Genomic DNA, 23,399 nt, shown 5'->3' on the forward strand with positions numbered 1-23,399 from the left:
GCCTGATAGGAGGGAGACTACGCCGTAACCCGGGACTCGGAAAGGGTAATGACGCTGACGGAGGACGCCGTGCCCGCCCCTCAAAAGGACCGGCGCGGGTCGCCGCCCGCACCGTCACCAAGTCCACTCGATGGCTATTTAGAAGCGCTGTACCGTTTTAAGTGCGAAGGCCCGTCTGTCCCCCATAGGCGGGCCTTCGTTGTAGCCGGAGCCCATTCGGGCCGGCGCTCCAGCCTCCGTCAGAACGCCGATGCAATGAGTGCGACCAGCGCCGGCACCGTGGCGGCGAGGGTTCCGGGAATGCTGTCGCCTTTCCTCGGGTAGTGCCCCAACGCATCGGCCAGCGCCATGGTGGCTCCGGCCAGGACCATGTAGGCGCAGCAGTAGATAACCAGGGCACGGCCCGCGTCCACGCTCCCGGTATTCAACGCCACAAGCCCCGCAATGACGCCCAGCGCGATGAGCAGGTTCCGGAAACCGACGGGAATTGCCCACATCATGACGGCGGGAACATTCTTTGCCGGCGTGCTCAGGAACCTTTGCACTGCCGGCCGGCGCAGGAAGAAGGCCTCAAGGGGGAAGACCGAGATATAAATCAATGCTTGAAGCAGCGCAAACAGCTGCGCAACGGTGTTCATGGTCGAACACTACGTGCGCCGGGAGGAGCACTCCCATCCCCTGCCGAGGGGTACCGGCCGCAACCGAAGATCCCCTGCTCAGGGGATTGCCGTCCGCCTCCGGCGGCGGATACTGGAAGCATGTGGGAGGATCGCGCAGAGCGGGCCCGCCGCGAGATTTCGGCCATGGCGGCCACCGGCATGGGGGTGGCCGACCTGCACGCCGCAGCGCTCGCCGTCGTGCACCAGACGGTGCCGTTCCAGCAGGCCTGCTGGGCCGGCGTCGACCCCGGTTCCCTCATCATGACCTCGATCACCAACTGGCCGCCGTGGCCGGCGCCGGATGAATACGCCGCGCGCTTCGCCGAGACGGAATACGCGGGCACGGAACCGAATCCTTTCGCTGAGCTGACCCGGCGGCCGCTGCCTGCCGCCCGGTTATCCGATGCTCCGCACCGCGACGTTGTCAGGAGCGTGCGGCTCAACGACCTGCTCCGTCCGCAGGGCCTCGAACACGAACTGCGTGCTGTGTTCCGGACCGACGACGCGTGCTGGGCCGTGGGCGGCGTCTTCCGGGAGCCGGGTCCGGACTTCACCGACCGGGAAGTGGATTTCCTGAGTTCCATCGCCGCTTCCCTGGCCGCGGCCACCCGGGTGGCGGTGCGCCTGGAGCGGCAAGCGATGCGGGGACCGGACGGTCCCCTGATCGTTCTGGTGGGACCACGCGGTGAGCTGCGGGCCGCGACTCAGGCAGCCGCCGCATGGCTTGCGGAGCTGGACGATCAGGCTCCCGGCCGTTTCAGCATCACACTGTATGCCGTGGTGGCTGCCGCGAAGGCGGCTGCGTCCGGAACGGCACGCATGAGGATGCGCGACGCCGGTGACAACTGGGTGGCACTCCAGGCCAGCCGGCTCATCACCGGAGACGATCCCGGGCAGATGGTGGTCACGGTGGAACCCGCAACCACGCATGAAATGGCCGGCCTTCTGCTCGCCGCCTACGGCGCCACGTCACGGGAACGGGAAGTCTGCCTTGAGCTGGTCTCCGGCTCGACGACGGCGGAAATCGCCGATCATCTGTTCATCTCGCCGCACACGGTGCATGACCACCTGAAGTCACTCTTTGAGAAGGTGGGAGTGGGGAGCCGCGGCGAACTGGTCGCAAGGTTGCGCGGCTGAGCAAGGTTGCGCCGCTGCACGGCGGCTGCCGGACAAGGCCGTGAGTGCTACTGGCCCTCGTACCACTCGAGCACGCGGAGGGCCCTGAGGGTGTTCCACCGGCTCGGGCGTCCGTCACCTTCCTCCAGGGCGAAATTGGTCCGGCCGGGGTGGGTGTTTTCCAGCAGCCAGGTGCCGTCGGGCTGCCGTTTCGAGGCCAGCGCCTCCACTGCCTCGGCGACGCGTTCATCCGGGCGGTTGCCCGCCGCGCGGAAGTAGTCGAGGCCGCGCAACACGTCGAAGAACCAGCGGGTGGGGTACGAGAACGCCAACCAGTCGCTGTCGATCAGCCCGCCGGTGGTCTTCCGCCGGAGGAGCCCGCGTTCGAGCAGATACTCCTCCGCACGCTGCCGGGCCGCTATCGAACCTGGGGATCCTCCGGTGGCACGCTCATGCTCAAGCAGGCCCTCGAGCACATTGATCGTGGTGCCGAAGGAGGAGCGCACCGAGCCGCGTTCGGCCTCGCAGTTCCATCCGCCGTCATCGAGCTGTTCGTTCAGCAGCCGCCGCACAACGCCGTCGACGTCCTCACCGAAGTAGGCGCCAAGTGCCACGGCCATGCCGTTGACGCACGGCTCCACTTCCCCTTCGAAGAAGGGCTGATTGCCCTCCTCCCAGCGGCTGTTGTCCCGAACGCGTGCGACGGCGTTGCGGGCCTGCCCGCTGCCGGGGTCAAGCCCGAAGTCACGCAGCAGCAACAGGCTGTACGTGGTGGCCGTCCACGGCTGGCCGGGCTCCGATTCGTCAAACCGCGCCGGGAAGTATGTGCCGCCGTCCCACTGGCCGTTTTCGTCCTGCAGCGCGAGCAGGCGGGCGCCCCAGCCGCGGGTGGCGACGCGCGCGCGTTCGGCCTGCACTTCCGGGGGCGCCGCGTCTGTGAGGTCGCGCAGGACCTGCCAGCGGATCGCAGGGTCAGAGTCGAGCAGCCAGTCGAGCGCCTCCATCCCCACAAGCTAGCACCCGGTAAGCTATCGCTCCAGCTTCGCCCGCTCCGACGTCCACCCCTGCTGATGGAACCGCTCAAACCCGTCCAGGAGAAGATCCAGAGCGAACTCAAACTCAAACTGATCGTCGCAGCCCCGCGAAACCACCGAGCCGTCGTCGTGATTGGCTGCCATGGCGACCTGCAAAATGTTGGGGTACCGCCTTGCCATCTCCTGCAGCATCGCTGCCTGCGTTTCAGGCGGGAGATCAGCCGGCGCCCCGCCGGCCGGGTCGTCGAACAGCTCCTGGGTGAACCCCCACATTCGGCTGCCGAGGGCATGCATCACGTGATGGGTGAGATCGACGGAGAAGCCGCCGGCCAGGAACATTCCGATGAACGAGTCCATGTACCCGAGAACCGCGGGCGTCCTGGTGGTGCGGGATTCCAGTACCTGGCGTGCCCATGGATGCCGCAGCAGGGATCTCCTTGCCGAGAGCACCCTGAGCCGGACCGCGTTCTTCCAGCCTGCATCGGGATCGGGAGGGTCGATTTCTCCCACGAGGACGTCCACCATGCCGTCGAGGAGTTCCTCTTTGTTGGCGATGTGCTTGTACAGCGCCATCGGCACCACGCCCAGCTCCTGCGCCAGCCGCCTCATGCTCAGTGACTCGAGGCCCGCCTCATCCGCCAGGACGACGGCGGCCGTCAGCACCCGCTCCCGGTTCAGCGGAATCCGTCGTGCCGCTTCGGCGTGCAGAGTCATGTGGGCGCCTTCCGTGCCGATTCGTGTCTACGAGCGTACTACGTACACCCGGCATCGCAGACAGCAAAGCGGCGGGACCACATGGTCCCGCCGCTTGTTTATCAATGCTGCGCGGCGCTAAGGCCGCAGTACATCAGTTCTGAACGATGGTGATCGGGCCATCATTGTCGGTGCAGACGACAGACTCGGTGCTCGTGGCATCAACGGCCTCACCCAGAACGGCGACAGGCCCAACCTCCACGCCACAGATCTCCGCCGTCACATCAGCGGCTACGGCCACGTTGACGTCCTCAAGGATGGTTACGTCCCCAACCGTGACGTTCACCAGCCCGTCATTGACGGTGCTGTTGTCCGCGGCCATGGAAGGCCCTGCGGCCATGCCGACCAGGAACAGTGATCCGGCAACTGCGGTGGTGGCTTTCTTCATAACTGACATGTTTCGCTCCCTCGATTTTGACGCACGCAAACCCCGCTCCCGGACTGCGGTCAAGACGGCCGCAACGGTAGCTCCGGCCCGGTTTCAGGCCGCGGTTCACTGCATCTCTTTTTGGTTGCTAACAGCACTAAGCCTCAATGGGCACCGGGAGCGCCTGTGGACCAGGTCCTTCTCCCGAGCTGTCCGGTCCCGTTGGGACCTTCCGAAAGGGCGTCTATGCGTACAAAGCCGCACCCCTTCATACTTCAACCCTAATCATAAGTAAGCTTAGTTTCAAGTCGATGGGTGAAGTTTTTTTCTCCGCCGCCCGTTTTCCCCCGGCTGGGCTAGTGCGCGTGGTCCCCGCGGCTGTACTCGAACACCCAGCCAATCAGCGCAACCAAGGCGAGCCCGGCGCTGATGTAGACAAGCCAGAATCCGATGGCCATTCCCAGGAAGCCGGTGGCGGCGGCAAGGCCCACCGAGATCGGCCACCAGCTCCAGGGGCTGAAGTGGCCTTGTTCCCCGGCACCTTCATGGGTTTCTGCATCATGACGGTCTTCCGGACGCATCCCGATACGCCGGCCGGTATAACCAAGGTAAAGTCCGATCATCCCGGCCAGGCCGCCCACCAGCCACAGGGCCAGGAAGCCAACCGGTTCCGTCCAGCTGGTGATCAGTCCGTAGACCACACCAACGGGCACGAAGAACAATGCCAGGCCTCCGAAAATCCAGGATTCGATCTTCACGGCTCCTCCTTCTGCGGCACTTCCCTACGGGGACCGCCTGAGCGCAGTTCCCTTGAGGCAACTCTGGCCCCCGTTCCGGGCCGGGCGTAAGGGACCAAGGACCCGTTCTCGGCCACCAAAGCCGCGCTCCACCCCGGCAACGGCCGGCATCGGCGCCGCCACGGGCGCCGCGGATAGAGTCAGACGATGACTGCGGATGCCTCCACCCTGATCGGCCCTGTCCAGATGCGGGTGCTTCAGACCTCTGACGCCGGGCCGCTTAGTGCCGCCTACCAGCTGAACCGGGACCATCTGGGCCCTTGGGAGCCCGCCCGGAGTGCGGAGTTCTTCACCCCGGCCGGTCAGTCCGCCGTCATCGAATCAAAGCTCGCTTTGCAGGCGGCGGGGCAGGAGGTTCCGTGGGTTCTTCTTGAAGGCAGCCGCATCATCGGTACGATCACGCTGACGGGCATAGTCCGTGGTCCGTTCCTCAGCGCCAACCTTGGCTACTGGGTGGACAGGGAATTCAACAGCCGCGGCATCGGCAGCGCCGCCGTTGGCCGTGTCCTGGCTGCCGCCAGGGACCACCTGGGGCTGCACCGCGTTCAGGCGGCGACGCTCGTACACAACGCTGCTTCACGGCGGATACTGGCACGCGCAGGCTTTGACGAGATCGGTACGGCGCCGTCCTACCTCAAGATTGCCGGAACCTGGCAGGACCATGTCCTGTTCCAACGCATCCTTGGGTGATTCACTGGAACATACGACGGCGGTCCCGCCCGGGCGCCCGCCGCACAGCTACGGAGGGCTCCCCATGCGGAAGATCATTCTGATGTGTTCAGTTTCGGTGGACGGATACTTCGAGGGACTGGACCGGGACATCAGCTGGAACCTGGTGGACGAGGAACTGCACCAGCACTTCAACGATGAGTGCAAGGCCATGGGGGCGTTCCTCGACGGACGGATCACCCACGAGCTGATGGCCGGATACTGGCCCACGGCCGACCAGGATCCTGACAGCACTCCTGCCGAGGTGGAGTTCGCCGGTATCTGGCGCGACATGCCCAAGTTCGTCTTCTCCCGGACCCTTACCACCGCGGGCTGGAACACCACGGTGAAGCACGACGTCGTGCCTGAAGAAATCGCGGAGCTCAAGGCTCAGCCCGGCGGCGACCTCGCGGTGGGTGGCGCCAATCTGGCCGCAACATTCATGCGGCTCGGCCTCATTGACGAATACCGGCTCTACGTCCACCCCGTGGTCCTGGGCCAGGGCCAGGGCCGGCCGCTGTTCGAGGCACCGGACGTTCGGATGAACCTGAAGCTGGCCGGGACGAGGACGTTCGGCAACGGCGTGGTCCTGCTCCATTACGAGCGCGGCCAGGACTGAGGGAACCTCAGACGAAAGCCGACTTCCCGGTCACGGCGCGTGCCACGATCAGCGAGTTGATCTCGTAGCTGCCTTCATACGTATAGAGGATTTCGGCGTCGCCAAACAGCTTGCCCATCTCATAGTCGCTGCTGATCCCGTTGCCGCCCATCAGCGACCTGCCCATTGCCACCGAGGCGCGCGCCAGCCGGGTGGTGGTGGACTTCGCCATGGCAGCCTGCACCATCTCCAGCTTGCCGTCCTGCTGAATGCGGGCCAGCTGGGCCATCAGCGCCAGGGAGGCACTGGCATTGCCCAGGATTTCAGCCAGCTGCTGCTGGATGAGCTGGAACCGGGCCAATTCCTTGCCGAACTGCTTCCGCTCCAGGGCATAGGAACGGGCGACGTCGAACGCGGCCAGCTGGATGCCGGCCCCCTGCCAGCCCACCCAGGCGCGCGAATCGCGGAGCAGATCGTTGGCCTTCGAGAAATCCGTGGCCCCGGGCAGGAGATTGGATTCCGGGATCCGCACGTCATCCAGCCGGATGTCCGCATTCTGCATGATCCGCAGGCCGATCTTGTTTGAGATCTTCGTGGCGGAGTAACCGGGGCGGTCCGTCTCCACGATGAAGCCCTTGATCTGCCGGTCCGCCTCATCCCGGGCCCAGACCAGCGCGAAGTCGGCGATGGTCCCGGCGCCGATCCACCGCTTGGCGCCGTTGATCACCCATTCACCGCGCTCCAGCCGGGCGGACGTTTCCAGCCCGCCGGCAATGTCCGAACCGTGCCCAGGCTCCGTGAGTGCGAACGCGCCAAGCTGGGTGAACGCCTTCAACCCTGGCAGCCACCGCTGCTTCTGCGCTTCCGAACCGAGCTCGTCGATCATCCCCACGATCAGCTCGTTATGGATCCCCACCAGCGCGGACAGGGACACGTCTGCCCGGGCAACCTCCACATACATCAGGCCCTTGAAGAGCTTCGAGGTCCCGTCCGTCTGCAGTCCGCCCAGCCCGTACTTGCCCATCTCGGCCAGCAGTCCGAACGGAAATTCCTCGCGGTTCCAGTACTCGATGGACGCCGCGCGGACACGGGACTGCAGGAAGTCCCGCACTTCCAGATACCGCGAGCGCTCCCCTGCCGGCAGCAGGTCCACGATGTACATGAGGTCCGCATCCGGGAACGGCGGCGCCTCCGGAACTATGGTGGTTTCCCCGCCGTCACGTCGTTGTGGCTGCACCGGCACGCGTCCCTTCGCTCTTCCAAACCCTTGGATGTCCTAGTATATTGCACAGTGATATGGATCACTAGGCGAAAGGCCCCCATGACAGTCACCGACGACTTCCGGGCAGCGAGGGACAGGCTTCTGGCCCTGCGCGAGGACTACGGCCAGGCACGGGATGAGTTCCAGTGGCCCCGCTTCGAGGAGTTCAACTTCGCCCTCGACTGGTTCGACCGGATCGCGGCGGACCCGGACAAGGGTTCCAGCCCTGCCCTGGTGATCGTGGAACAGGACGGCAGCGCCACGCGTCGCACCTACGCGGAGCTTTCCCGGCGGTCCGGCCAGGTGGCCAACTGGCTCCGCAGCCAGGGCGTGCGCCGCGGCGACCGGATGATCATCATGCTGGGCAACCAGGTGGAGCTGTGGGAGCTCATGCTCGCCGGCATCAAGCTGGGCATCGTCATGATTCCCACCACCACCCTGATGGGTCCCGCGGACCTGACGGACCGGGTGGAGCGCGGCGAGGCGGGCTGGGCCGCCGTCGGACGTTCCAACATCGGCAAGTTTGCCGGTGTCCCCGGCAACTACAAACTGATTGAAATCGCCGACGGCGATGCTCCCCCCGCAACTCCAGCAGGCGCCAACGCGGGCGCCGCCCACTACGCGGAGTCGGCCGGCGCACCAACCGAGTTCACCCCCGACGCGCCCACCAAGGCGGACGAAACCCTGCTCCTCTACTTCACCTCCGGAACCACGTCCAAGGCCAAACTGGTGGAGCACACCCACACGTCCTACCCCGTGGGCCACCTGTCCACCATGTTCTGGATCGGGCTGGGCCCCGGCGACGTGCACCTGAACGTCGCCTCCCCCGGCTGGGCCAAGCACGCCTGGTCCAACGTGTTCACCCCCTGGATCGCCGAGGCCTGCGTCTTCATCTACAACTACAGCCGGTTCGATGCCAAGGCCCTCATGGAACAGATGGACCGCGAGAAGGTGACCAGTTTCTGCGCCCCGCCCACCGTGTGGCGCATGCTGATCCAGGCCGACCTCACCCTCCTGAAGAACCCGCCCAGCAAGGTGGTGTCCGCCGGGGAACCCCTCAATGCCGAGGTAATCGACCAGGTCCACCGCGCATGGGGCCAGACCATCCGCGACGGCTTCGGACAGACCGAATCCACCGTGCAGATCGCCAACACTCCGGGCCAGCCGATCAAGATCGGAGCCATGGGCAGGCCCCTGCCGGGCTACGACGTGGTGCTGGTTGACCCCGCCACAGGAGAAGAAGCCGACGACGGCGAACTCTGCCTCCGCCTCGACCCTCGCCCCGTAGGGCTGATGAAGGCCTACTACGGCGACCCGGAGAAAACCGCCGACGCCTTCCGTGACGGTTACTACCACACCGGCGACATGGCCAGCCGGGACGAGCGCGGCATCATTACCTATGTAGGCCGCGGTGACGACGTGTTCAAATCGTCCGACTACCGGCTGTCCCCTTTCGAGCTGGAAAGCGTGCTGATCGAGCACCCCGCCGTGGCGGAGGCCGCCGTCGTTCCCTCTCCCGATCCGCTCAAACTGTCCGTGCCCAAAGCATTCGTAGTACTGGCCGCCGGGCACCAGCCCGGCCCCGAACTCGCGGAGGACATCCTGCGCTACTGCCGCGACCATCTGGCTCCCTTCAAGCGCATCCGCCGGCTGGAATTCGCGGACCTGCCCAAGACCATCTCCGGCAAGATCCGGCGCGTGGAACTGCGGCACAACGAAGAGCTCCGGCACGGCGGCGGCCCGCTGCCCGAGGGCCTCGGGACCGAGTACTCGGAGGCGGATTTCCCCGGCCTGAAAAGCTAGGCTGGAGCAACCCACATGTCAGGAGGTGCCATGGGAAACCCGCTCCCGCGCGATCCCATTGCCGACGCCCAGCGCAACTGGGAACAGCACGGCTGGGGGGACGTTGCAGCGCCCATGGCCGCCATCACGGCGATCATGCGGACCCAGCAGATCCTGCTGGCACGGATCGAGGGCGTCCTCAAGCCCTTCGGGCTCACCTTCGCCCGCTATGAACTCCTGGCGCTCCTGAGTTTCGCCCGCAGCGGCGCGCTGCCCATGAACAAAGCCAGCGCGCTCCTGCAGGTTCATCCCACGTCGGTAACCAACGCCGTCGACCGCCTCCAGGACGCCGGGCTCGTGGTGCGGTCCCCGCACCCCACGGACGGCCGCACCACCCTGATCGAACTCACCGCGGAGGGACGCACCCTGGCCAAAAGTGCGACGGCGGCACTCAACTCCGAGGTGTTCGGCCAGTCCGGCTTCGGCAACCAGGATGTGGACCAGCTGATCCGCATCCTGGGGAAATTCCGCCGGAACGCGGGCGACTTCGCCGACTGACCCCCGCGTTGCGTTGAAGAACCCGCAGCCGGCCCTAGACTTCGGAGGACTGGACCTGAAGCTGAGGAGAGCGCAATGATTCCGGAAATCAACATCTGGGCCGTATTGCTGGCCACCCTGTCCAGCATGGTGGTGGGATCTGTCTGGTACACGCCCAAAGTGTTCGGCAACTACTGGATGAAGGTCGCCAAAGTGACGCCCAGCGGCGAGGCCAAGGACGCGGTCAAACCCATCCTGATCACGCTGGTGGTCAGCTTTGTCAGCGCCCTGGTACTGGCCGGATCGGCCGCCATCTCCCAGCATTTCTACGGCGGGAACTTCCTGGAAAACACGCTGATCACCGCTGTCATCCTCTGGGCCGGATTCACCGCCGCCCGCTTCATCACGCATGACGCCTTCGAAGGCCGCCCCGCGGGGCTGACCGTGCTGAACTGCGCCCACGAACTGGTCACCCTGGTGGTCATGGGCCTGATCATCGGGCTGTTCGGCATCAGCGCTACCTAGCCGGGCCTACGGGCGCGAGGGTTTCGCCCGAAGATGCATCCGTTCGCCCTGGCGGCCAAAAAGGCTGATGAACTCCACCGGCTGCTCTTCCGCGCGGCCGAACCAGTGCGGTGTCCGCGTATCGAATTCGGCGGCTTCCCCGGCAGGCAGCACGATGTCCGTGTCCCCGAGGATCAGCCGCAGTTTGCCGTTGAGCACGTAGATCCATTCGTAGCCCTCGTGGACCTGGGGCGTGGGCTCCTCGTGCGGGCCGGCATTCAGGATGAGCTTGTAGGCCTGCACCCCGCCGGGTTTCCGCGTCAGCGGAATGATGGTCATCCTTTTGCTGACGATGGGCCGCAGGTGAACGCGGGGGTCGCCCGTGGCGGGTGCACCCACGAGCTCGTCCAGCGGCACCTGGTGCGCCTTGGCCAGCGGCAGCAGCAGTTCCAGGTTGGGCCGGCGCTGGCCGGACTCCAGCCGTGAAAGCGTGCTGACGGATATCCCCGTGGCAGCCGCCAAGGCAGTCAGCGTGGTGTCGCGGCTCAGCCGCAGGGCACGGAGCCTGGGGCCCACTGCTGCCAGGACGTCATCGAGTTCTTCCATGCCCCAAGTTTGCCACTTCAGCAAAGATGTTTTGCCGCTATTCATGCCGCCGTCGACGATGGATGCGGAGGTAAGAAAATGGACGAACAGAACAACACGCCGGTGGACGTCGTTATTGTTGGCGGCGGCGCCGCGGGCCTGAATGCGGCCCAGATGCTGGGCCGGTCCCGCCGCTCCGTAGTGGTGGTGGACGGCGGTGAGCCCCGGAATGCGCCCGCCAAGGGAGTGCACGGATTCCTGTCGCGCGACGGCGTCAGCCCGGCCGAGCTGTACCGGATCGGCCGGGAGGAAGCAGAGTCCTACGGCGTACGGATCATCAGCGGCCAGGTTTCCGGGGCCGCGGGTTTCAGGGGCGCCTTCACGGTGGAACTTGCGGACGGCGCCGTGGTGCGGGGACGGAGGCTCCTGATCGCCACGGGCCTGGTGGACGAGCTGCCGGACATTCCGGGGCTCCGCGAACGGTGGGGCAGGGATGTGCTGCATTGTCCCTACTGCCATGGCTGGGAAGTGCAGGACCAGCCCATCGGCATCCTGGGCACCGGGCCCTTCGCTGCCCATCAGGCGCTCCTCTTCCGCCAGTGGAGCGCCAACATCACGCTCTTCCTCAATAACGCGATGGAGCCCACGGAGCTCGAACTGCACCAGCTCGCCGCCCGCGGAATCACGGTGGTCCATGGTCCCGTGGCAGCCCTGCAGGTGGACAATGACAAACTGGCCGGCGTGCTGTTGTCCGATGGCAGCCTGGTGCCGGTGGCCGCAGTGGCCGCGGCGCCGCGCTTCATGGCGCGGGCTTCAGCCTTCGCGGACCTTGGACTCAAGGCAGTCCCGCATCCGATGGGGATGGGCGAATACCTCGAAACCGACGCGGACGGGGCAACCGGCGTCCCCGGGGTCTGGGCGGCAGGCAACGTCACCGACCTCCGCGCGCAGGTGTTGTCCTCGGCAGCTGCCGGCGCCTGGACCGGCGTGGTGATCAACGCCGACCTCATGGCCGAGGAGCTGGAGGACGCCGTCACGGCGTATCGTGGCAGTGTCACGGCGTAGCGCGGGCAGCCCCTGAGGGCACGCTGCCGGGACGGAAACGCCGGCCAGCAAGGAGACCATGGATGAAGTTTGACGAGTCGTTCTGGGATGAACGCTACCGCCAGCACGGCTCGGTCTGGAGCCGCAATCCGAACCCGACCCTGCTGGCCGAGGCCGCCGGCCTGCGCCCCGGCTCCGCCCTGGACGTGGGCAGCGGCGAAGGCGCCGATTCACTCTGGCTGGCACGCCAGGGCTGGCGGGTCACGGCGGTGGACATTTCCTCGGTGGCGCTGGCACGGGCCGCCGAGAGGGCGTCGCAGGATGCGGACGCTGCCGCCCGGATCACCTGGGCACACCACGACCTCACCAGCTCACCGCCCCCGGCAGGCACCTTCGACCTCGTCTCGGCCCAGTTCATGCACCTGCCCCTGGCCGAGCGGACCGAGCTGTACCACCGGCTGGCGGCGTCCGTGGCTCCCGGCGGGACCCTCCTGATCGTGGGCCACCACCCCTCCGACCTCGAGGCGGGAATCCACCGCCCCAGCGACCCCGGCCTGCTCTTCACCCCGGAGGAAATCGCCGCCTGGCTGGATCCGGACGATTGGGAAATAGACGTCTGCGAGGCCCGCCGGCGGTCCGTGACGGACGCCGACGGCGGCTCCATCACCGTCACCGATTCAGTACTGCGCGCCCACCGCCGGGCGCCGCGGCCGTAAGGCCGGCCCTAGCCCGGCCCTAGCCCGGCCCTAGGGCCGGACCCCGGCCCGCCGGCTTCGCAACGTTTGACCGCTAATACTTGACGGCGTCCTATGACGCAGGTTACAGTTTTTTCTGTCGGTTATACGAATAACTGATTCGTATAACCAGGCCCAAGGAGGTGCCCGTGCCGAAGCCCCGGCCATCGTCAGGTCCCACCATGCACGACGTCGCGGCAGCTGCCGGCGTTTCCCAGGCAACAGTTTCCCTGGTGCTGAACTCCGTCTCCGGCTCCCGCTTCTCGGACGAAACCCGGAAACGTGTCATGGATGCCGTGCAGCAGCTTGGCTACCGCACCAACGCCCACGCCAAGACCCTCCGGGACGGCATTGCGGGCATCATCGGCTTCCTGGGCGACGCCGTCGCCACCGCCCCTTTCGCAGGAAAGATCATCGAAGGGGCACAGGAGCGTGCCTGGGAGGATGGACTCCTCCTGCTCACCATGAACACGGGCGGCGACAAAGCCCTCGAGGCAGCCTCGCTGGACTCCATGCTCTCTTACAAGGTGGCCGGCGTGGTCTACGCAGGCATGTACCACCGGCGGCTCGACGTACCCGAGGCCCTCCAGGCAGTCCCCTCGGTGGTGCTGAACTCGCAGGACCGCAAGCTGAGAATTCCCAGCGTGGCACCGAACGAGGAGTTGGGCGGCTACACCGCCACCCGGCGCCTACTCGACGCCGGGCATGAGCGGGTGGCGATGATCAACATCGAAACGCTGGAGAGCGAACTCCCCGCCGCCGTCGGACGTTTCAGCGGCTACACGAAAGCCATGACCGAAGCCGGACTGCCCGCCCGCCCGGAACTGGCGCGCTTCGGCAGCGGCAATGAACTGGACGGATTTACCCACACCATGGACCTGATGACGGGCGATAACCCGCCGTCGGCCATCTTCTGCGCGAATGACCGCACCGCGTGGGGCGCCTACCAGGCCGCCACGGAGCTGCACCTGTCGATTCCCCGCGATGTATCCATCATCGGCTTCGACAACCAGGAAACCCTGGCCCCGCACCTGCGGCCGGGTCTCACCACCCTTGAGTTGCCCTTCGTGGAAATGGGGCGCCGCGCGGTCGACCTCATCCTGCAGGGCGCCGAGCCGGACGGACGGGTCGAGTTCATGACCTGCCCCCTGATTGAACGGAACTCAGTGACACATCCAAAGGAGAAGCCATGAGCCGCACCTTGGCCCGATCCACGCCGGCACCGCCGCTGGCGCCAACACCCGGGCCCACAAACAGGAAGCCTCTTCCGCTGCGCCTGAAAAGGGCTGGCAGGGCCTGGCAGTTATACGTATTACTAGTCCCGGCGCTGATTTACATCGCCGTCTTCAAGTACTGGCCCATGTACGGGGTGCAGATCGCTTTCCGCAACTACAACCCCGTGGACGGTTTTACCGGGAGCCCGTGGGTCGGGCTGCAGCACTTCATACGGTTCCTCAACTCCTACCAGTTCAGCCAGGTCGTGGGGAACACGCTCTGGATCGCCGTCCTGGGCCTGCTGGTGGCCTTCCCGATCCCGATCATCCTGGCCCTCCTGGTCAACCAGCTCCAGAGCGAGCGGTTCAAGAAGTTCACCCAGACGGTGCTGTACTCGCCGGCGTTCATCTCCACCGTGGTGGTGGTGGGCATCATGTTCGTGCTGCTTTCCCCGCGTTCCGGGCTGGTGAACAATGCGATCCAGCTGGCGGGAGGTGAACCCGTGTTCTTCATGGGCTCCGCGGAGTGGTTCCGCCCCATCTACGTGATCTCCGATGTCTGGCAAAACGCCGGCTTCGCCATGATTGTCTACCTGGCCGCCCTGTCCGGCATCGACCCCGCACTGCACGACGCCGCCAAGGTGGACGGCGCCTCCAAACTGCAGCGCATCCGGCACATCGATCTGCCGGGCATCATGCCGGTGATCACTGTCCTGTTCATCCTGGCCATCGGCAACCTGCTCAACGTCGGCTTCGAAAAGGCACTGCTCATGCAGACAAACCTGAACCTGCCGACGTCGGAAATCATCCAGACGTACGTCTACCACGCCGGCCTGCAGCAGGCCCAGTTCAGCTATTCGGCCGCCATCGGCCTGTTCAATTCCATCCTCAACCTCGTGTTGCTGCTGACCTTCAACTGGGTAGCGCGCCGGGCCAACCAAGCAACCCTGTGGTGATGCCGCTATGACCCTGAACACCAAACCCGTGGCCGTTCCGGCCCCCGCAACCACGCCCCGACCTGCCGCCAAGCGCACACAAACGTTCCGCGACAGGTGGGCAGACTCCGCCTTCAACATCGCCGCCGTCACCATCCTGTCGCTGTCCATCATCGCGGTGGTCTACCCGCTCTACTTCATCGTCATCGCATCCATCAGCGATCCGAACGCCGTCTACGAAGGCAAAGTCTGGCTGTTCCCGTCCGGCGTGACCCTGGAGGGATACCAGCGGATCTTCGCGGACAGCCGGATCTGGAATGGCCTGGCCAACACGGTGATTTACACCCTGCTGGGCTCGGCAATCAGCGTGACCACCATCCTGTTCGGCGCCTACGCACTTTCCCGCAAGGACATGCCGGGGCGGAAGATCCTGATGCTCCTGTTCGTGGTGACCATGTTTTTCGACGGCGGCCTCATCACCAAGTACCTGGTGGTCCGGGACCTCGGCATGCTGGACACGGTCTGGGCGGTTGTCCTGCCCGGCGCCGTGGGCGTGTGGAACCTGATCATCGCCCGGTCCTTCTTCGAAAACACCATCCCCGAAGAGCTCCGGGAAGCCGCCCAGATGGACGGCGCCAACGACTTCACGTTCTTCTTCAAGATGGTCCTCCCCCTGTCCAAACCGCTGATCATGCTCATGATCATGGTCCACGTGGTGGCGCACTGGAACTCGTTCTTCGACGCCCTCATCTTCCTGAACGATGACACGAAATACCCTCTGCAGCTGGTGCTCCGGAACATCCTGATCCAGTCGGACGTCTCCTCCGCCGGCACCACCGGTGGAGACATCGAGTCCTACGCCGCGGCGCAGAGAATCGGCGAACTGACCAAGTACGCCATGATCGTCGTCTCCAGCCTGCCCCTGATGATCGCGCTTCCGTTCATGCAGAAGCACTTCACCAAGGGCACCATGATCGGCGCCGTGAAGAGCTGACCGCCCGAAGACCAAAAGCAATGCCCGACGCCGGAACCCCCTTTCGCCGTCGCCACACCCCCCACCCAGAAAAGGAACGACCCATGGCTACCAGCCGCAAACTCGCCGTCCTTGGCGCCCTGATGGCAGGAACGATGCTGTTCACCGCCTGCTCGGGCAGCTCCAACGGTTCCGCCGCCATCAAAGACTCGTCCGCGGAGTTCGGCTTCCAGGAGACCGGCTTCCCGATCGTCAAGGACACGCTGACGCTCAAGTTCTCCGGAACCAAGTCCGCGCTCGCCCCCGATTACAACACCATGTCCCTGGTGCAGCAGTGGGAAAAGGACACCAACATCCACATCGACTGGGAGAACCTCCCGGAGACGGTGTTCAAGGAAAAGAAAAACCTCATCCTGGCCAGCGGCGACCTGCCCGACGCCTTCTTCAACAGCGGGCTCACCGACGCGGAAATCGCCACCTACTCGGCCAGCGGAACACTGATCCCCCTCGAAGACCTCATTCAGAAAAATGCCCCCAACCTGTCCAAGCTGCTCGCCGACCGGCCGGACATCAAAGCGGCCATCACCTCCTCCGACGGGCACATTTACTCCCTGCCCTCCGTCGAAGAGCTGGGACTCGTCCAGTTCCCCAACGAGATGGCCATCAACACCGCGTGGCTGAACAAGCTGGGCATCCCGATGCCCAAGACCGTGGACGAACTGCATGATGCCCTGCTCGCCTTCAAGACCAAGGACGCGTCAGGCACCGGTAAAACCATCCCGCTGAGCTTCATGCCCGGCTCCTGGTGCGGTGACATCGTTGACCTCATCGCCGCTTTGGGCGGAGTCCCGGACAACATGGACCACAGGATCGTCCAGGACGGCAAGGTCGTCTATACGGCCACCCAGGACGGCTACAAGAAGGCCCTCCAGACCCTGCATGCCTGGTACCAGGAAGGCCTGATCGATCCCGAATCGTTCTCCCAGGATGACAAGGCCTACCTGGCGAAGGGCAAGGCCAGCACCGCAAACCTCGGCTCCTTCGTCTGGTGGGAAGTCAAGGAAATGGTCGGCGCCGACCGTGCCGGCGACTACAAACTGCTCCCCGTGCTCGAGGGCGTGGACGGCAAGCGGCTCGCCAGCCAGTCCAACAACCAGGAAATCGCCCGCGGCGCCTTCGCTGTGACCCGAGCCAACAAATACCCTGCCGCCACTATCCGCTGGGCAGACAACCTGTACGATCCCATCCAGTCCGCCCAGGCCAACTGGGGCCCTATCGGTGAAACCCTGCAGAAGGACCCCGCCACCGGACTGCTGACCCAGATCCCCGCGGCGGCGGGAACAAGTGAAGGCGAACGCCGCCAGAAGGTTGCGCCGGGCGGCCCGAAGGCCAACACCGCGGAGAACTTCGAGAAGGTCGTGGCACCCGAGCCGCGCGCGGCCGAGCGGCAGAAGACCGTCGAGGAGAACTACAAGCCTTTCGCAGCCAACGACGGCTACCCTCCGGTGGCACTGTCCAACGAGGAAGTGCAGCAGATCAGCACCATCGAGACGGACGTGGCCGCCATCGTCAAGCAGAGCACGGCGAAATGGATCGTCTCCGGCGGCATCGAGGCGGAGTGGGACGGATACGTCTCGCAGCTGAAGAACATCGGCCTGGACAAGATGGTGGACGTCTACCAGCAGGCCTACGACAGGTACCAGAAGAACTCCTGACCTTCCCGCATCCCAGCCGCCGGGCACGGATCTCCGTGCCCGGCGGCTCCATCAGCCTGCCCGGGCCTCCACACTTACCGCGGCAGCCCCACGAAACGAGACCCTGACCCATGAACACCGCCACGCCCACCCTTGGGGCCTACCGGCCGGCGATGCACTACGCATGCAAGGACACCTGGCTCAACGACCCCAACGGCCTGGTCTTCCACGACGGCATTTACCACCTGTACTACCAGAACAACCCGTTCGGTAACGTCCACAACAACATGTCCTGGGGCCACGCCACATCCACGGACCTGGTGAACTGGGACGAACAGCCGGTGGCCATCCCGTGCGACGAAACAGAGGAAATCTTCTCCGGCAGCATCGTGGTGGACCAGGACAACACCGCCGGCTTCGGCATGTCCGGAACAACCCCGCTGGTTGCCGTCTACACCAGCGCCTACAAGGCCGGTTCAGCACACGAGGGCATGCAGGCTCAATCCATCGCGTGGAGCACCGACGGCGGATACACCTGGACCAAGTACTCCGGCAACCCGGTCCTCACCAGGAAGTCGCCGGAATTCCGCGACCCCAAGGTCTTCCGCTACGAGGGCCCCGCCGGAAGCTACTGGGTGATGGCCGCCGTCGAAGCCCACGACTACGCCGTGCTGCTCTACCGCTCCGACGACCTTAAGAACTGGGAATACCTCAGCACTTTCGGCCCGGCCAACGGCACCGGCGGCATCTGGGAGTGCCCGGACCTCTTTGAACTGCCCGTGGACGGAGATGCAGGAAACACCAGGTGGGTCCTGACCGTGAACATGAACCCCGGCGGACCCAACGGAGGATCAGCAGGGCAGTACTTCGTGGGAGAGTTCGACGGCGTGACGTTCACCTCCGGGACGACCGTCACGGAGGGCATGCAGGAACCGGAGCGCGTGGTTGACTACCACTGGCTCGATTGGGGCCGGGACTACTACGCGGCCGTATCCTTCAGCAATGTCCCCGGCGGACGCCGGCTGATGATCGGCTGGATGAACAACTGGCAGTATGCCAACCACATCCCCACTTCACCCTGGCGCAGCCCCATGAGCCTGGTACGCGAAGTGTCCCTCGCCTCGGTTCACGGTGAACCCCGGCTCGTCCAGCAGCCAGCGCCGGAATGCACTGCAGGTTCCGTTCCCGGACCGGCCCGGAGCCTGCCCTTGAACGGCAAGGTGGCGGTCGACGGCGGCACACCGGTACAGCTGATCGAGGCCACCTTTACGGCGGGGACAGCCAGCGAGTTCGGCCTGGTGGTCCGCGGAGCCGGGAACGGTTCATCGGGGACCCGGATCAGCATCCGCCCCGGCACCGGACAACTCATGCTGGACCGAACCAACTCCGGCGACACGGGCTTCCACGAGGCCTTCCCGTCCATCAGCACAGCACCACTACCGGCACGGGACGGGACCTACTCCCTGCGGATTTTCGTGGACCACTGCTCCGTCGAGGTCTTCGCCCAGGGCGGACTCGTGACACTTACTGAACTGATCTTCCCGGACCCTTCAGACACCGGCATCACGGTGTTCTCGACCGGGGGAACGGCGGAGGCTTCCCTGCAGCTCACGGACCTGGCCTGACAGTGCATCCCGAATGGTGCCGGACCCGCTAGCGGTGCTTGAATTCGGGCTGGCGCTTCTCCGAGAAGGCGGCCATGCCCTCCTTCTGGTCCTCGGTGGAAAAGACCGAGTGGAAGAGGCGCCGCTCGAAAAGCACGCCCTGCGCCAGCCCGGTTTCGAAGGCCGCGTTGACCGCTTCCTTGGCCACCATGGTTACCGGCTTGGACTTGGACGCGATCACCTCGGCGGCCTTGATGGCTTCCTCCACCACGTCAGCTGCGGGCACCACCCGGGACACCAGCCCGGCACGCTCAGCTTCCTCCGCGTCCATGAACCGCCCGGTAAGGATCAGGTCCATGGCCTTGGACTTGCCGACGGCGCGGGTGAGCCGCTGCGAGCCGCCCATGCCCGGGAGCACGCCCAGGTTGATCTCCGGCTGGCCGAACTTGGCGTTGTCCCCGGCGATGATGAAGTCGCACATCATGGCGAGCTCGCAGCCGCCGCCCAGGGCGAAACCTGACACAGCCGCCACTACCGGAATGCGGAGCCGGGTGAAATCCTCCCAGCCGCGGAACCAGTCCGCGGCGTACATGTCCATGTAGCCCTGGGCGGCCATCTCCTTAATGTCGGCCCCGGCAGCAAAGGCCTTGCCGGATCCCGTCACCACCACGGCGCCCACTTCGGGATCGGCGTCCATGGCGGTGACGGCAGCAACAAGTTCATCCATGGTGGCCTTGTTCAGCGCGTTCAGTGCTTCAGGCCGGTTCAGCGTCACCAGCCCCACCCGTCCGCGCCGTTCCACCAGAATGTTCCCGTACTTTTCCGTCATGCCTGACTCCTCACGTGGTTCTGCTTCGAGCGTGGTTCTGCTTCGAAAACTGCCGGCTTGCTAGTGGGCGGATTTGTCCCTGATGTCGGTGATGATGCCGGAGAAGTCCCGGCCCGCACCGCCCTCAGCCGCAAACGTATCGTAGATCTCCGATGCCAGCGGCCCCATCAGGGCGGCCACCCCGGTGCTTTGCAGCGCGTTCAGCGCCAGCTTGAGGTCCTTCGCCATCAGCGCCCCGGCAAAGCCCGGCTGGTAGTCGCGGTTGGCCGGACTGGTGGGCACCGGCCCCGGAACGGGGCAGTTGGTGGTCAACGCCCAGCACTGCCCGGATGCCGCGGACGCAACGTCGAAGAGGGCCTGGTGCGTGAGCCCCAGCTTCTCGCCGAGCACGAACGCTTCACTCACCGCGATCATGGAGACGCCGAGAATGAGGTTGTTGCAGACCTTGGCGGCCTGGCCCGCGCCGTGGCCGCCGCAATGGACAACTCGCTTGCCCATCACTTCCAGCATCGGCTTCACTGCTTCGAAGTCCTCCGGCAGGGCTCCCACCATGAAGGTCAGGGTTCCGGCCTCGGCCCCCACCACGCCGCCGGAAACAGGAGCGTCCACCGCACGGTGTCCGGCGGCAACGGCGAGCGCGGACGCCTCCCGCGCCTCGTCCACGTTGATGGTGGAGCAGTCCAGGAACATGGTGCCCGGCGCGGCAGCCTCCAGCAGGCCTGGCTGGCCGGCCGACCCGCGGTAGGCATCCAGGACGTGCTGTCCGCTGGGAAACATGGTGAGCACCACGTCCGCCCCGGCAACGGCCTCGGCGGGCGACGCAACGGTGGGTACGCCGTGCTCCCGGGCCGCGTCCAGCGCCGCCGGCACCACGTCGAACCCGGCCACCGTGTACCCTGCCTTGACCAGGTTCACGGCCATGGGCCCGCCCATATGCCCCAGCCCCAGGAACGCTACGTGTTCCTTCTTCCCGGCTCCTGTGGTTTCAGGCATTACTTCAGACATTGCGGGCCTCCTTTGCTTGCAGGTTGAGCTCCCGGTCCCCCAGCGGCTCGAAGAACCTCGCGACGTCGGCAGCGGAGACCTCGTGCAGGGCGGCCGGCTTCCACTGCGGGTTCCGGTCCTTGTCCACCACCTGCGCGCGGATCCCTTCGCGGAAGTCGGCGCCGGCCAGGAACCGCAGGCCAACGCGGTATTCCTCGGCAAGGACTTCCTCCAGGCTCAGGCCACGCGCGCGACGGAGCGATGCCAACGCCACTTTCACGGCAGTAGGCGACTTCGCCTCAATAGTGTCTGCCGCCTCATCGGCGGCTTCCCCGTCAAAGGTGCGGAGCCGGCGGAGGATGTCCTCGGCGTCATCACTGGCGTAGCAGGAGTCGATCCAGTCCCGCTGCCCGGCCAGCGCCGAAGCCGGCGGCTCCTCCGCAAAGCGTCCGACGGCGTCTTCCGCCGCTTCGGTCTCCAGCGCGGCCGCCAGCGCAGGAAGGTTTCCGGACGACACAAAGTGGTCCGCCAGGCCCAGGAACAAGGCGTCCGCACCGCTCAGGTGGGCGCCCGTCAGGGCCGCATGGGTGCCCGACTCCCCCGGCGAGCGGGACAGCAGCAGGGTGCCGCCGACGTCGGGCACAAATCCAATGGTTGTCTCCGGCATGCCGGTGCGGGTGCGCTCGGTGACCACACGGACGGACCCGTGGGCGGAGATCCCCACGCCGCCGCCCAGCACCAGGCCGTCCATGAAGGCCACATAGGGCTTGGAGTATCCGGCGATCAGCGCGTTCAACTGGTACTCGGTGCGCCAGAAGTCCGCCGTGGCCTCACCGCCCGCCAGCATGTCCTCGTAGATGGCCACGATGTCACCGCCGGCGCACAGCCCCCGCTCCCCGGCGCCGTGCACCAGAACGGTGGCCACGCCGTCGTCGTCCTCCCATGCCGTGAGCTGGTCAAGCATGGCGGCGGCCATGCCGGCGGTGAGCGCGTTGACGGCCCTGGGCCGGTTCAGCGTGATGACGCCGAGGTGGCCGCGCCGCTCAAACAGAACTTCGTCCGTGGGCGTTGCGGAACTTGCAGTGTTCGTACGTGGGGTAGGTCCTGCGGTCATCAGCTGCCTTCCGGCATCACGTAGCTGGCGCCTTGGCGGATGCCGGAGGGCCAGCGGGTGGTCACGGTCTTGGTCTTGGTGTAGAAACGGAACGCGTCGGCCCCGTGCTGGTTCAGGTCCCCGAAGCCGGAGGCCTTCCAGCCGCCGAACGTGTAATAAGCGATGGGTACCGGGATGGGCACGTTGATGCCCACCATACCCACCTGCACGCGGCTTGCGAAGTCACGGGCGGCGTCGCCGTCGCGGGTGAAGATGGCCACGCCGTTGCCGAACTCGTGCTCGCTGCAGAGCCGGAGCGCTTCGTCATAGTCCGCCGCGCGGAGGACGCTGAGGACCGGGCCGAAGATCTCTTCCTTGTAGATCTTCATGTCCTTGGTGACGTTGTCGAAGAGCGTGGGGCCAACCCAGAACCCGCCGTCGTAGCCGTCCACGGTCAGGCCGCGGCCGTCCGTCACCAGGGTGGCGCCTTCGTCCACACCGGACTGGATGTAGCCTTCGATCCGTTCCTTGGCGGACGCCGCCACCACCGGCCCGAAGTCCGAGTCCTTGTCCAGGCTGTGGCCCACCTTGAGGTGCTTGACCCGTTCTTCGAGCTTGGACACCAGGGCATCCGCCGTGTCCTTTCCCACCGGGACCGCCACCGAGATGGCCATGCACCGTTCGCCGGCTGACCCGTAACCTGCACCCATCAGCGCATCCACCGCCATGTCGATGTCCGCGTCCGGCATGATCACCATGTGGTTCTTGGCGCCGCCGAAGCACTGTGCCCGTTTGCCGTGGGCGGCCGCCGTGGCGTAGATGTACTGGGCGATCGGGGTGGACCCCACGAAGCCGATGGCCTTGACACGCTCATCCTCGAGCAGCGCATCCACGGCTTCCTTGTCCCCGTTGACCACGTTGAACACCCCGTCCGGAACGCCCGCCTCGGTGAAGAGTTCGGCGAGGCGCAGCGGTACGGAGGGGTCACGCTCCGAGGGCTTGAGGATGAACGCGTTGCCTGCGGCCAGGGCCGGCCCGGACTTCCACAGCGGAATCATCGCGGGGAAGTTGAACGGCGTAATCCCCGCCACCACGCCGAGCGGCTGGCGCAGCGAATGCACATCAATGCCGGTCCCGGCATTGTCCGAGAACTCGCCCTTGAGCAGGTGCGGGGCGCCGGCGGCAAATTCCACCACCTCAATGCCGCGCTGGATGTCCCCCCTGGCGTCCGGGAGGGTCTTGCCGTGTTCGGAGGAGAGCAGCGCGGCAAGTTCGTCGATGTGCTCGTTCACCAGGTCCACGAACTTCAGCAGGATGCGGCCGCGGCGCTGCGGATTCATGGCGCCCCACTCAACCTGGGCCTTCTCCGCGCTGGCGATGGCATTGCGGACTTCCTCGGCGCTGGCCAGCGGCAGCCTGGCCTGGACCTGCCCGGTGCAGGGATCGTAGACGTCGCTGAAGCGCCCGGAGGTGCCGTCAACCCGTTGCCCGTCTATGTAATGGGAAAGCTCGCGAACCATGGCGGAATGCTCCTTTGCATGTGACCTACATCATCCTCGTTGCTGAATATACTCGGACTTCCTACTAAATTCCA

General features: G+C 65.6%; 24 protein-coding genes. 13 read left to right on the forward strand and 11 right to left on the reverse strand.

The window, feature by feature from the left end; genetic code table 11:
- Positions 1 to 239 precede the first annotated feature (239 nt).
- Positions 240 to 638, reverse strand: a complete 399-nt coding sequence (locus tag RW112_RS07070; protein WP_317781074.1) for a DUF1304 domain-containing protein — start codon at positions 636 to 638, stop codon at positions 240 to 242.
- A 120-nt stretch (positions 639 to 758) separates the two neighbouring features.
- On the opposite strand from RW112_RS07070, the gene RW112_RS07075 reads away from it, so the two are divergent.
- A complete protein-coding gene (locus RW112_RS07075) occupies positions 759 to 1,796 on the forward strand; it encodes a helix-turn-helix transcriptional regulator (protein ID WP_317781075.1) in 1,038 nt (345 codons plus the stop codon).
- Between the two features lie 47 nt (positions 1,797 to 1,843).
- Here the strand turns inward: RW112_RS07075 and RW112_RS07080 are convergent, their stop codons facing one another.
- The 4 genes from RW112_RS07080 to RW112_RS07095 form a co-directional block, all read right to left on the reverse strand.
- The gene (locus tag RW112_RS07080; RefSeq protein ID WP_317781076.1) at positions 1,844 to 2,779 is read right to left on the reverse strand and encodes a hypothetical protein; all 936 of its coding nucleotides are present in this window, start codon (positions 2,777 to 2,779) and stop codon (positions 1,844 to 1,846) included.
- A 24-nt stretch (positions 2,780 to 2,803) separates the two neighbouring features.
- Complete coding sequence (locus RW112_RS07085; RefSeq protein WP_317781077.1) at positions 2,804 to 3,523, reverse strand: TetR/AcrR family transcriptional regulator; 720 nt, start codon at positions 3,521 to 3,523, stop codon at positions 2,804 to 2,806.
- A gap of 133 nt (positions 3,524 to 3,656) precedes the next feature.
- On the reverse strand, positions 3,657 to 3,959 hold the full coding sequence (locus tag RW112_RS07090; RefSeq protein WP_317781078.1) for a hypothetical protein: 303 nt from the start codon (positions 3,957 to 3,959) through the stop codon (positions 3,657 to 3,659).
- 326 nt (positions 3,960 to 4,285) lie between these two features.
- The gene (locus RW112_RS07095) at positions 4,286 to 4,687 is read right to left on the reverse strand and encodes a cytochrome c oxidase subunit 4 (RefSeq protein WP_305943354.1); all 402 of its coding nucleotides are present in this window, start codon (positions 4,685 to 4,687) and stop codon (positions 4,286 to 4,288) included.
- Positions 4,688 to 4,873: 186 nt separating this feature from the next.
- Between RW112_RS07095 and RW112_RS07100 the strand changes: the two genes are divergently transcribed.
- Positions 4,874 to 5,416, forward strand: a complete 543-nt coding sequence (locus RW112_RS07100) for a GNAT family N-acetyltransferase (RefSeq protein ID WP_317781079.1) — start codon at positions 4,874 to 4,876, stop codon at positions 5,414 to 5,416.
- 64 nt (positions 5,417 to 5,480) lie between these two features.
- Positions 5,481 to 6,053 carry a dihydrofolate reductase family protein gene (locus RW112_RS07105; RefSeq protein ID WP_317781080.1) on the forward strand — a complete coding sequence of 191 codons (573 nt, stop codon included), beginning with the start codon at positions 5,481 to 5,483 and terminating at the stop codon, positions 6,051 to 6,053.
- A gap of 7 nt (positions 6,054 to 6,060) precedes the next feature.
- Here the strand turns inward: RW112_RS07105 and RW112_RS07110 are convergent, their stop codons facing one another.
- Complete coding sequence (locus RW112_RS07110; RefSeq protein ID WP_317781577.1) at positions 6,061 to 7,194, reverse strand: acyl-CoA dehydrogenase family protein; 1,134 nt, start codon at positions 7,192 to 7,194, stop codon at positions 6,061 to 6,063.
- A gap of 159 nt (positions 7,195 to 7,353) precedes the next feature.
- On the opposite strand from RW112_RS07110, the gene RW112_RS07115 reads away from it, so the two are divergent.
- From RW112_RS07115 to RW112_RS07125, 3 genes are all read left to right on the forward strand, one after another.
- Positions 7,354 to 9,096 (forward strand): AMP-binding protein, encoded by a 1,743-nt coding sequence (locus RW112_RS07115; RefSeq protein WP_317781081.1) that lies wholly within the window; start codon positions 7,354 to 7,356, stop codon positions 9,094 to 9,096.
- A gap of 30 nt (positions 9,097 to 9,126) precedes the next feature.
- Positions 9,127 to 9,633 carry a MarR family transcriptional regulator gene (locus RW112_RS07120; protein ID WP_317781082.1) on the forward strand — a complete coding sequence of 169 codons (507 nt, stop codon included), beginning with the start codon at positions 9,127 to 9,129 and terminating at the stop codon, positions 9,631 to 9,633.
- A 75-nt stretch (positions 9,634 to 9,708) separates the two neighbouring features.
- The gene (locus tag RW112_RS07125) at positions 9,709 to 10,137 is read left to right on the forward strand and encodes a DUF1761 domain-containing protein (protein ID WP_317781083.1); all 429 of its coding nucleotides are present in this window, start codon (positions 9,709 to 9,711) and stop codon (positions 10,135 to 10,137) included.
- A gap of 6 nt (positions 10,138 to 10,143) precedes the next feature.
- On the opposite strand, the gene RW112_RS07130 is transcribed toward RW112_RS07125, so the two are convergent.
- The gene (locus tag RW112_RS07130; RefSeq protein ID WP_317781084.1) at positions 10,144 to 10,722 is read right to left on the reverse strand and encodes a helix-turn-helix transcriptional regulator; all 579 of its coding nucleotides are present in this window, start codon (positions 10,720 to 10,722) and stop codon (positions 10,144 to 10,146) included.
- 78 nt (positions 10,723 to 10,800) lie between these two features.
- Between RW112_RS07130 and RW112_RS07135 the strand changes: the two genes are divergently transcribed.
- The 7 genes from RW112_RS07135 to RW112_RS07165 all read left to right on the forward strand — a co-directional run bounded on the left by RW112_RS07135 (position 10,801) and on the right by RW112_RS07165 (position 18,920).
- On the forward strand, positions 10,801 to 11,766 hold the full coding sequence (locus tag RW112_RS07135) for an NAD(P)/FAD-dependent oxidoreductase (protein ID WP_317781085.1): 966 nt from the start codon (positions 10,801 to 10,803) through the stop codon (positions 11,764 to 11,766).
- Between the two features lie 62 nt (positions 11,767 to 11,828).
- Positions 11,829 to 12,461 (forward strand): class I SAM-dependent methyltransferase, encoded by a 633-nt coding sequence (locus RW112_RS07140; protein ID WP_317781087.1) that lies wholly within the window; start codon positions 11,829 to 11,831, stop codon positions 12,459 to 12,461.
- Positions 12,462 to 12,628: 167 nt separating this feature from the next.
- Complete coding sequence (locus RW112_RS07145) at positions 12,629 to 13,672, forward strand: LacI family DNA-binding transcriptional regulator (protein ID WP_317781088.1); 1,044 nt, start codon at positions 12,629 to 12,631, stop codon at positions 13,670 to 13,672.
- The gene (locus RW112_RS07150) at positions 13,669 to 14,649 is read left to right on the forward strand and encodes an ABC transporter permease (protein ID WP_317781089.1); all 981 of its coding nucleotides are present in this window, start codon (positions 13,669 to 13,671) and stop codon (positions 14,647 to 14,649) included. The genes RW112_RS07145 and RW112_RS07150 overlap by 4 nt, the downstream gene beginning before the upstream one ends.
- A gap of 7 nt (positions 14,650 to 14,656) precedes the next feature.
- Positions 14,657 to 15,622 carry a carbohydrate ABC transporter permease gene (locus tag RW112_RS07155; RefSeq protein WP_317781090.1) on the forward strand — a complete coding sequence of 322 codons (966 nt, stop codon included), beginning with the start codon at positions 14,657 to 14,659 and terminating at the stop codon, positions 15,620 to 15,622.
- A gap of 83 nt (positions 15,623 to 15,705) precedes the next feature.
- A complete protein-coding gene (locus RW112_RS07160) occupies positions 15,706 to 17,316 on the forward strand; it encodes an ABC transporter substrate-binding protein (protein WP_317781091.1) in 1,611 nt (536 codons plus the stop codon).
- Between the two features lie 110 nt (positions 17,317 to 17,426).
- Entirely contained in the window at positions 17,427 to 18,920 is a 1,494-nt protein-coding gene (locus tag RW112_RS07165) for a glycoside hydrolase family 32 protein (protein WP_317781092.1), read from the forward strand.
- A 28-nt stretch (positions 18,921 to 18,948) separates the two neighbouring features.
- On the opposite strand, the gene RW112_RS07170 is transcribed toward RW112_RS07165, so the two are convergent.
- Genes RW112_RS07170 through RW112_RS07185 form a run of 4 tightly spaced genes read right to left on the reverse strand, consistent with a single transcriptional unit; the run spans position 18,949 to position 23,325 of the window.
- The gene (locus RW112_RS07170) at positions 18,949 to 19,728 is read right to left on the reverse strand and encodes an enoyl-CoA hydratase (RefSeq protein ID WP_317781093.1); all 780 of its coding nucleotides are present in this window, start codon (positions 19,726 to 19,728) and stop codon (positions 18,949 to 18,951) included.
- A 60-nt stretch (positions 19,729 to 19,788) separates the two neighbouring features.
- Complete coding sequence (gene mmsB / locus RW112_RS07175; RefSeq protein WP_317781094.1) at positions 19,789 to 20,733, reverse strand: 3-hydroxyisobutyrate dehydrogenase; 945 nt, start codon at positions 20,731 to 20,733, stop codon at positions 19,789 to 19,791.
- Positions 20,726 to 21,826 carry an enoyl-CoA hydratase/isomerase family protein gene (locus tag RW112_RS07180; RefSeq protein WP_317781095.1) on the reverse strand — a complete coding sequence of 367 codons (1,101 nt, stop codon included), beginning with the start codon at positions 21,824 to 21,826 and terminating at the stop codon, positions 20,726 to 20,728. Before RW112_RS07180 ends, mmsB begins: the two co-directional genes overlap by 8 nt.
- Positions 21,826 to 23,325, reverse strand: coding sequence for a CoA-acylating methylmalonate-semialdehyde dehydrogenase (locus RW112_RS07185; protein WP_317781096.1), 1,500 nt, complete (start codon positions 23,323 to 23,325; stop codon positions 21,826 to 21,828). Before RW112_RS07185 ends, RW112_RS07180 begins: the two co-directional genes overlap by 1 nt.
- Positions 23,326 to 23,399 lie beyond the last annotated feature (74 nt).

It is taken from the genome of Arthrobacter sp. B10-11 (assembly GCF_033142195.1).
GTDB lineage: Bacteria > Actinomycetota > Actinomycetes > Actinomycetales > Micrococcaceae > Arthrobacter > Arthrobacter oryzae_C.

Bases quoted from the DNA above. Each gene is read 5' to 3' on its own strand.
- RW112_RS07070 (WP_317781074.1), bottom strand. From the start codon at position 638: ATGAACACCGTTGCGCAGCTGTTTGCGCTGCTTCAAGCATTGATTTAT.
- RW112_RS07075 (WP_317781075.1), top strand. From the start codon at position 759: ATGTGGGAGGATCGCGCAGAGCGGGCCCGCCGCGAGATTTCGGCCATG.
- RW112_RS07080 (WP_317781076.1), bottom strand. From the start codon at position 2,779: ATGGAGGCGCTCGACTGGCTGCTCGACTCTGACCCTGCGATCCGCTGG.
- RW112_RS07085 (WP_317781077.1), bottom strand. From the start codon at position 3,523: ATGACTCTGCACGCCGAAGCGGCACGACGGATTCCGCTGAACCGGGAG.
- RW112_RS07090 (WP_317781078.1), bottom strand. From the start codon at position 3,959: ATGTCAGTTATGAAGAAAGCCACCACCGCAGTTGCCGGATCACTGTTC.
- RW112_RS07100 (WP_317781079.1), top strand. From the start codon at position 4,874: ATGACTGCGGATGCCTCCACCCTGATCGGCCCTGTCCAGATGCGGGTG.
- RW112_RS07105 (WP_317781080.1), top strand. From the start codon at position 5,481: ATGCGGAAGATCATTCTGATGTGTTCAGTTTCGGTGGACGGATACTTC.
- RW112_RS07110 (WP_317781577.1), bottom strand. From the start codon at position 7,194: ATGTACATCGTGGACCTGCTGCCGGCAGGGGAGCGCTCGCGGTATCTG.
- RW112_RS07115 (WP_317781081.1), top strand. From the start codon at position 7,354: ATGACAGTCACCGACGACTTCCGGGCAGCGAGGGACAGGCTTCTGGCC.
- RW112_RS07120 (WP_317781082.1), top strand. From the start codon at position 9,127: ATGGGAAACCCGCTCCCGCGCGATCCCATTGCCGACGCCCAGCGCAAC.
- RW112_RS07125 (WP_317781083.1), top strand. From the start codon at position 9,709: ATGATTCCGGAAATCAACATCTGGGCCGTATTGCTGGCCACCCTGTCC.
- RW112_RS07130 (WP_317781084.1), bottom strand. From the start codon at position 10,722: ATGGAAGAACTCGATGACGTCCTGGCAGCAGTGGGCCCCAGGCTCCGT.
- RW112_RS07135 (WP_317781085.1), top strand. From the start codon at position 10,801: ATGGACGAACAGAACAACACGCCGGTGGACGTCGTTATTGTTGGCGGC.
- RW112_RS07140 (WP_317781087.1), top strand. From the start codon at position 11,829: ATGAAGTTTGACGAGTCGTTCTGGGATGAACGCTACCGCCAGCACGGC.
- RW112_RS07150 (WP_317781089.1), top strand. From the start codon at position 13,669: ATGAGCCGCACCTTGGCCCGATCCACGCCGGCACCGCCGCTGGCGCCA.
- RW112_RS07155 (WP_317781090.1), top strand. From the start codon at position 14,657: ATGACCCTGAACACCAAACCCGTGGCCGTTCCGGCCCCCGCAACCACG.
- RW112_RS07160 (WP_317781091.1), top strand. From the start codon at position 15,706: ATGGCTACCAGCCGCAAACTCGCCGTCCTTGGCGCCCTGATGGCAGGA.
- RW112_RS07165 (WP_317781092.1), top strand. From the start codon at position 17,427: ATGAACACCGCCACGCCCACCCTTGGGGCCTACCGGCCGGCGATGCAC.
- RW112_RS07170 (WP_317781093.1), bottom strand. From the start codon at position 19,728: ATGACGGAAAAGTACGGGAACATTCTGGTGGAACGGCGCGGACGGGTG.
- mmsB (WP_317781094.1), bottom strand. From the start codon at position 20,733: ATGTCTGAAGTAATGCCTGAAACCACAGGAGCCGGGAAGAAGGAACAC.
- RW112_RS07180 (WP_317781095.1), bottom strand. From the start codon at position 21,826: ATGACCGCAGGACCTACCCCACGTACGAACACTGCAAGTTCCGCAACG.
- RW112_RS07185 (WP_317781096.1), bottom strand. From the start codon at position 23,325: ATGGTTCGCGAGCTTTCCCATTACATAGACGGGCAACGGGTTGACGGC.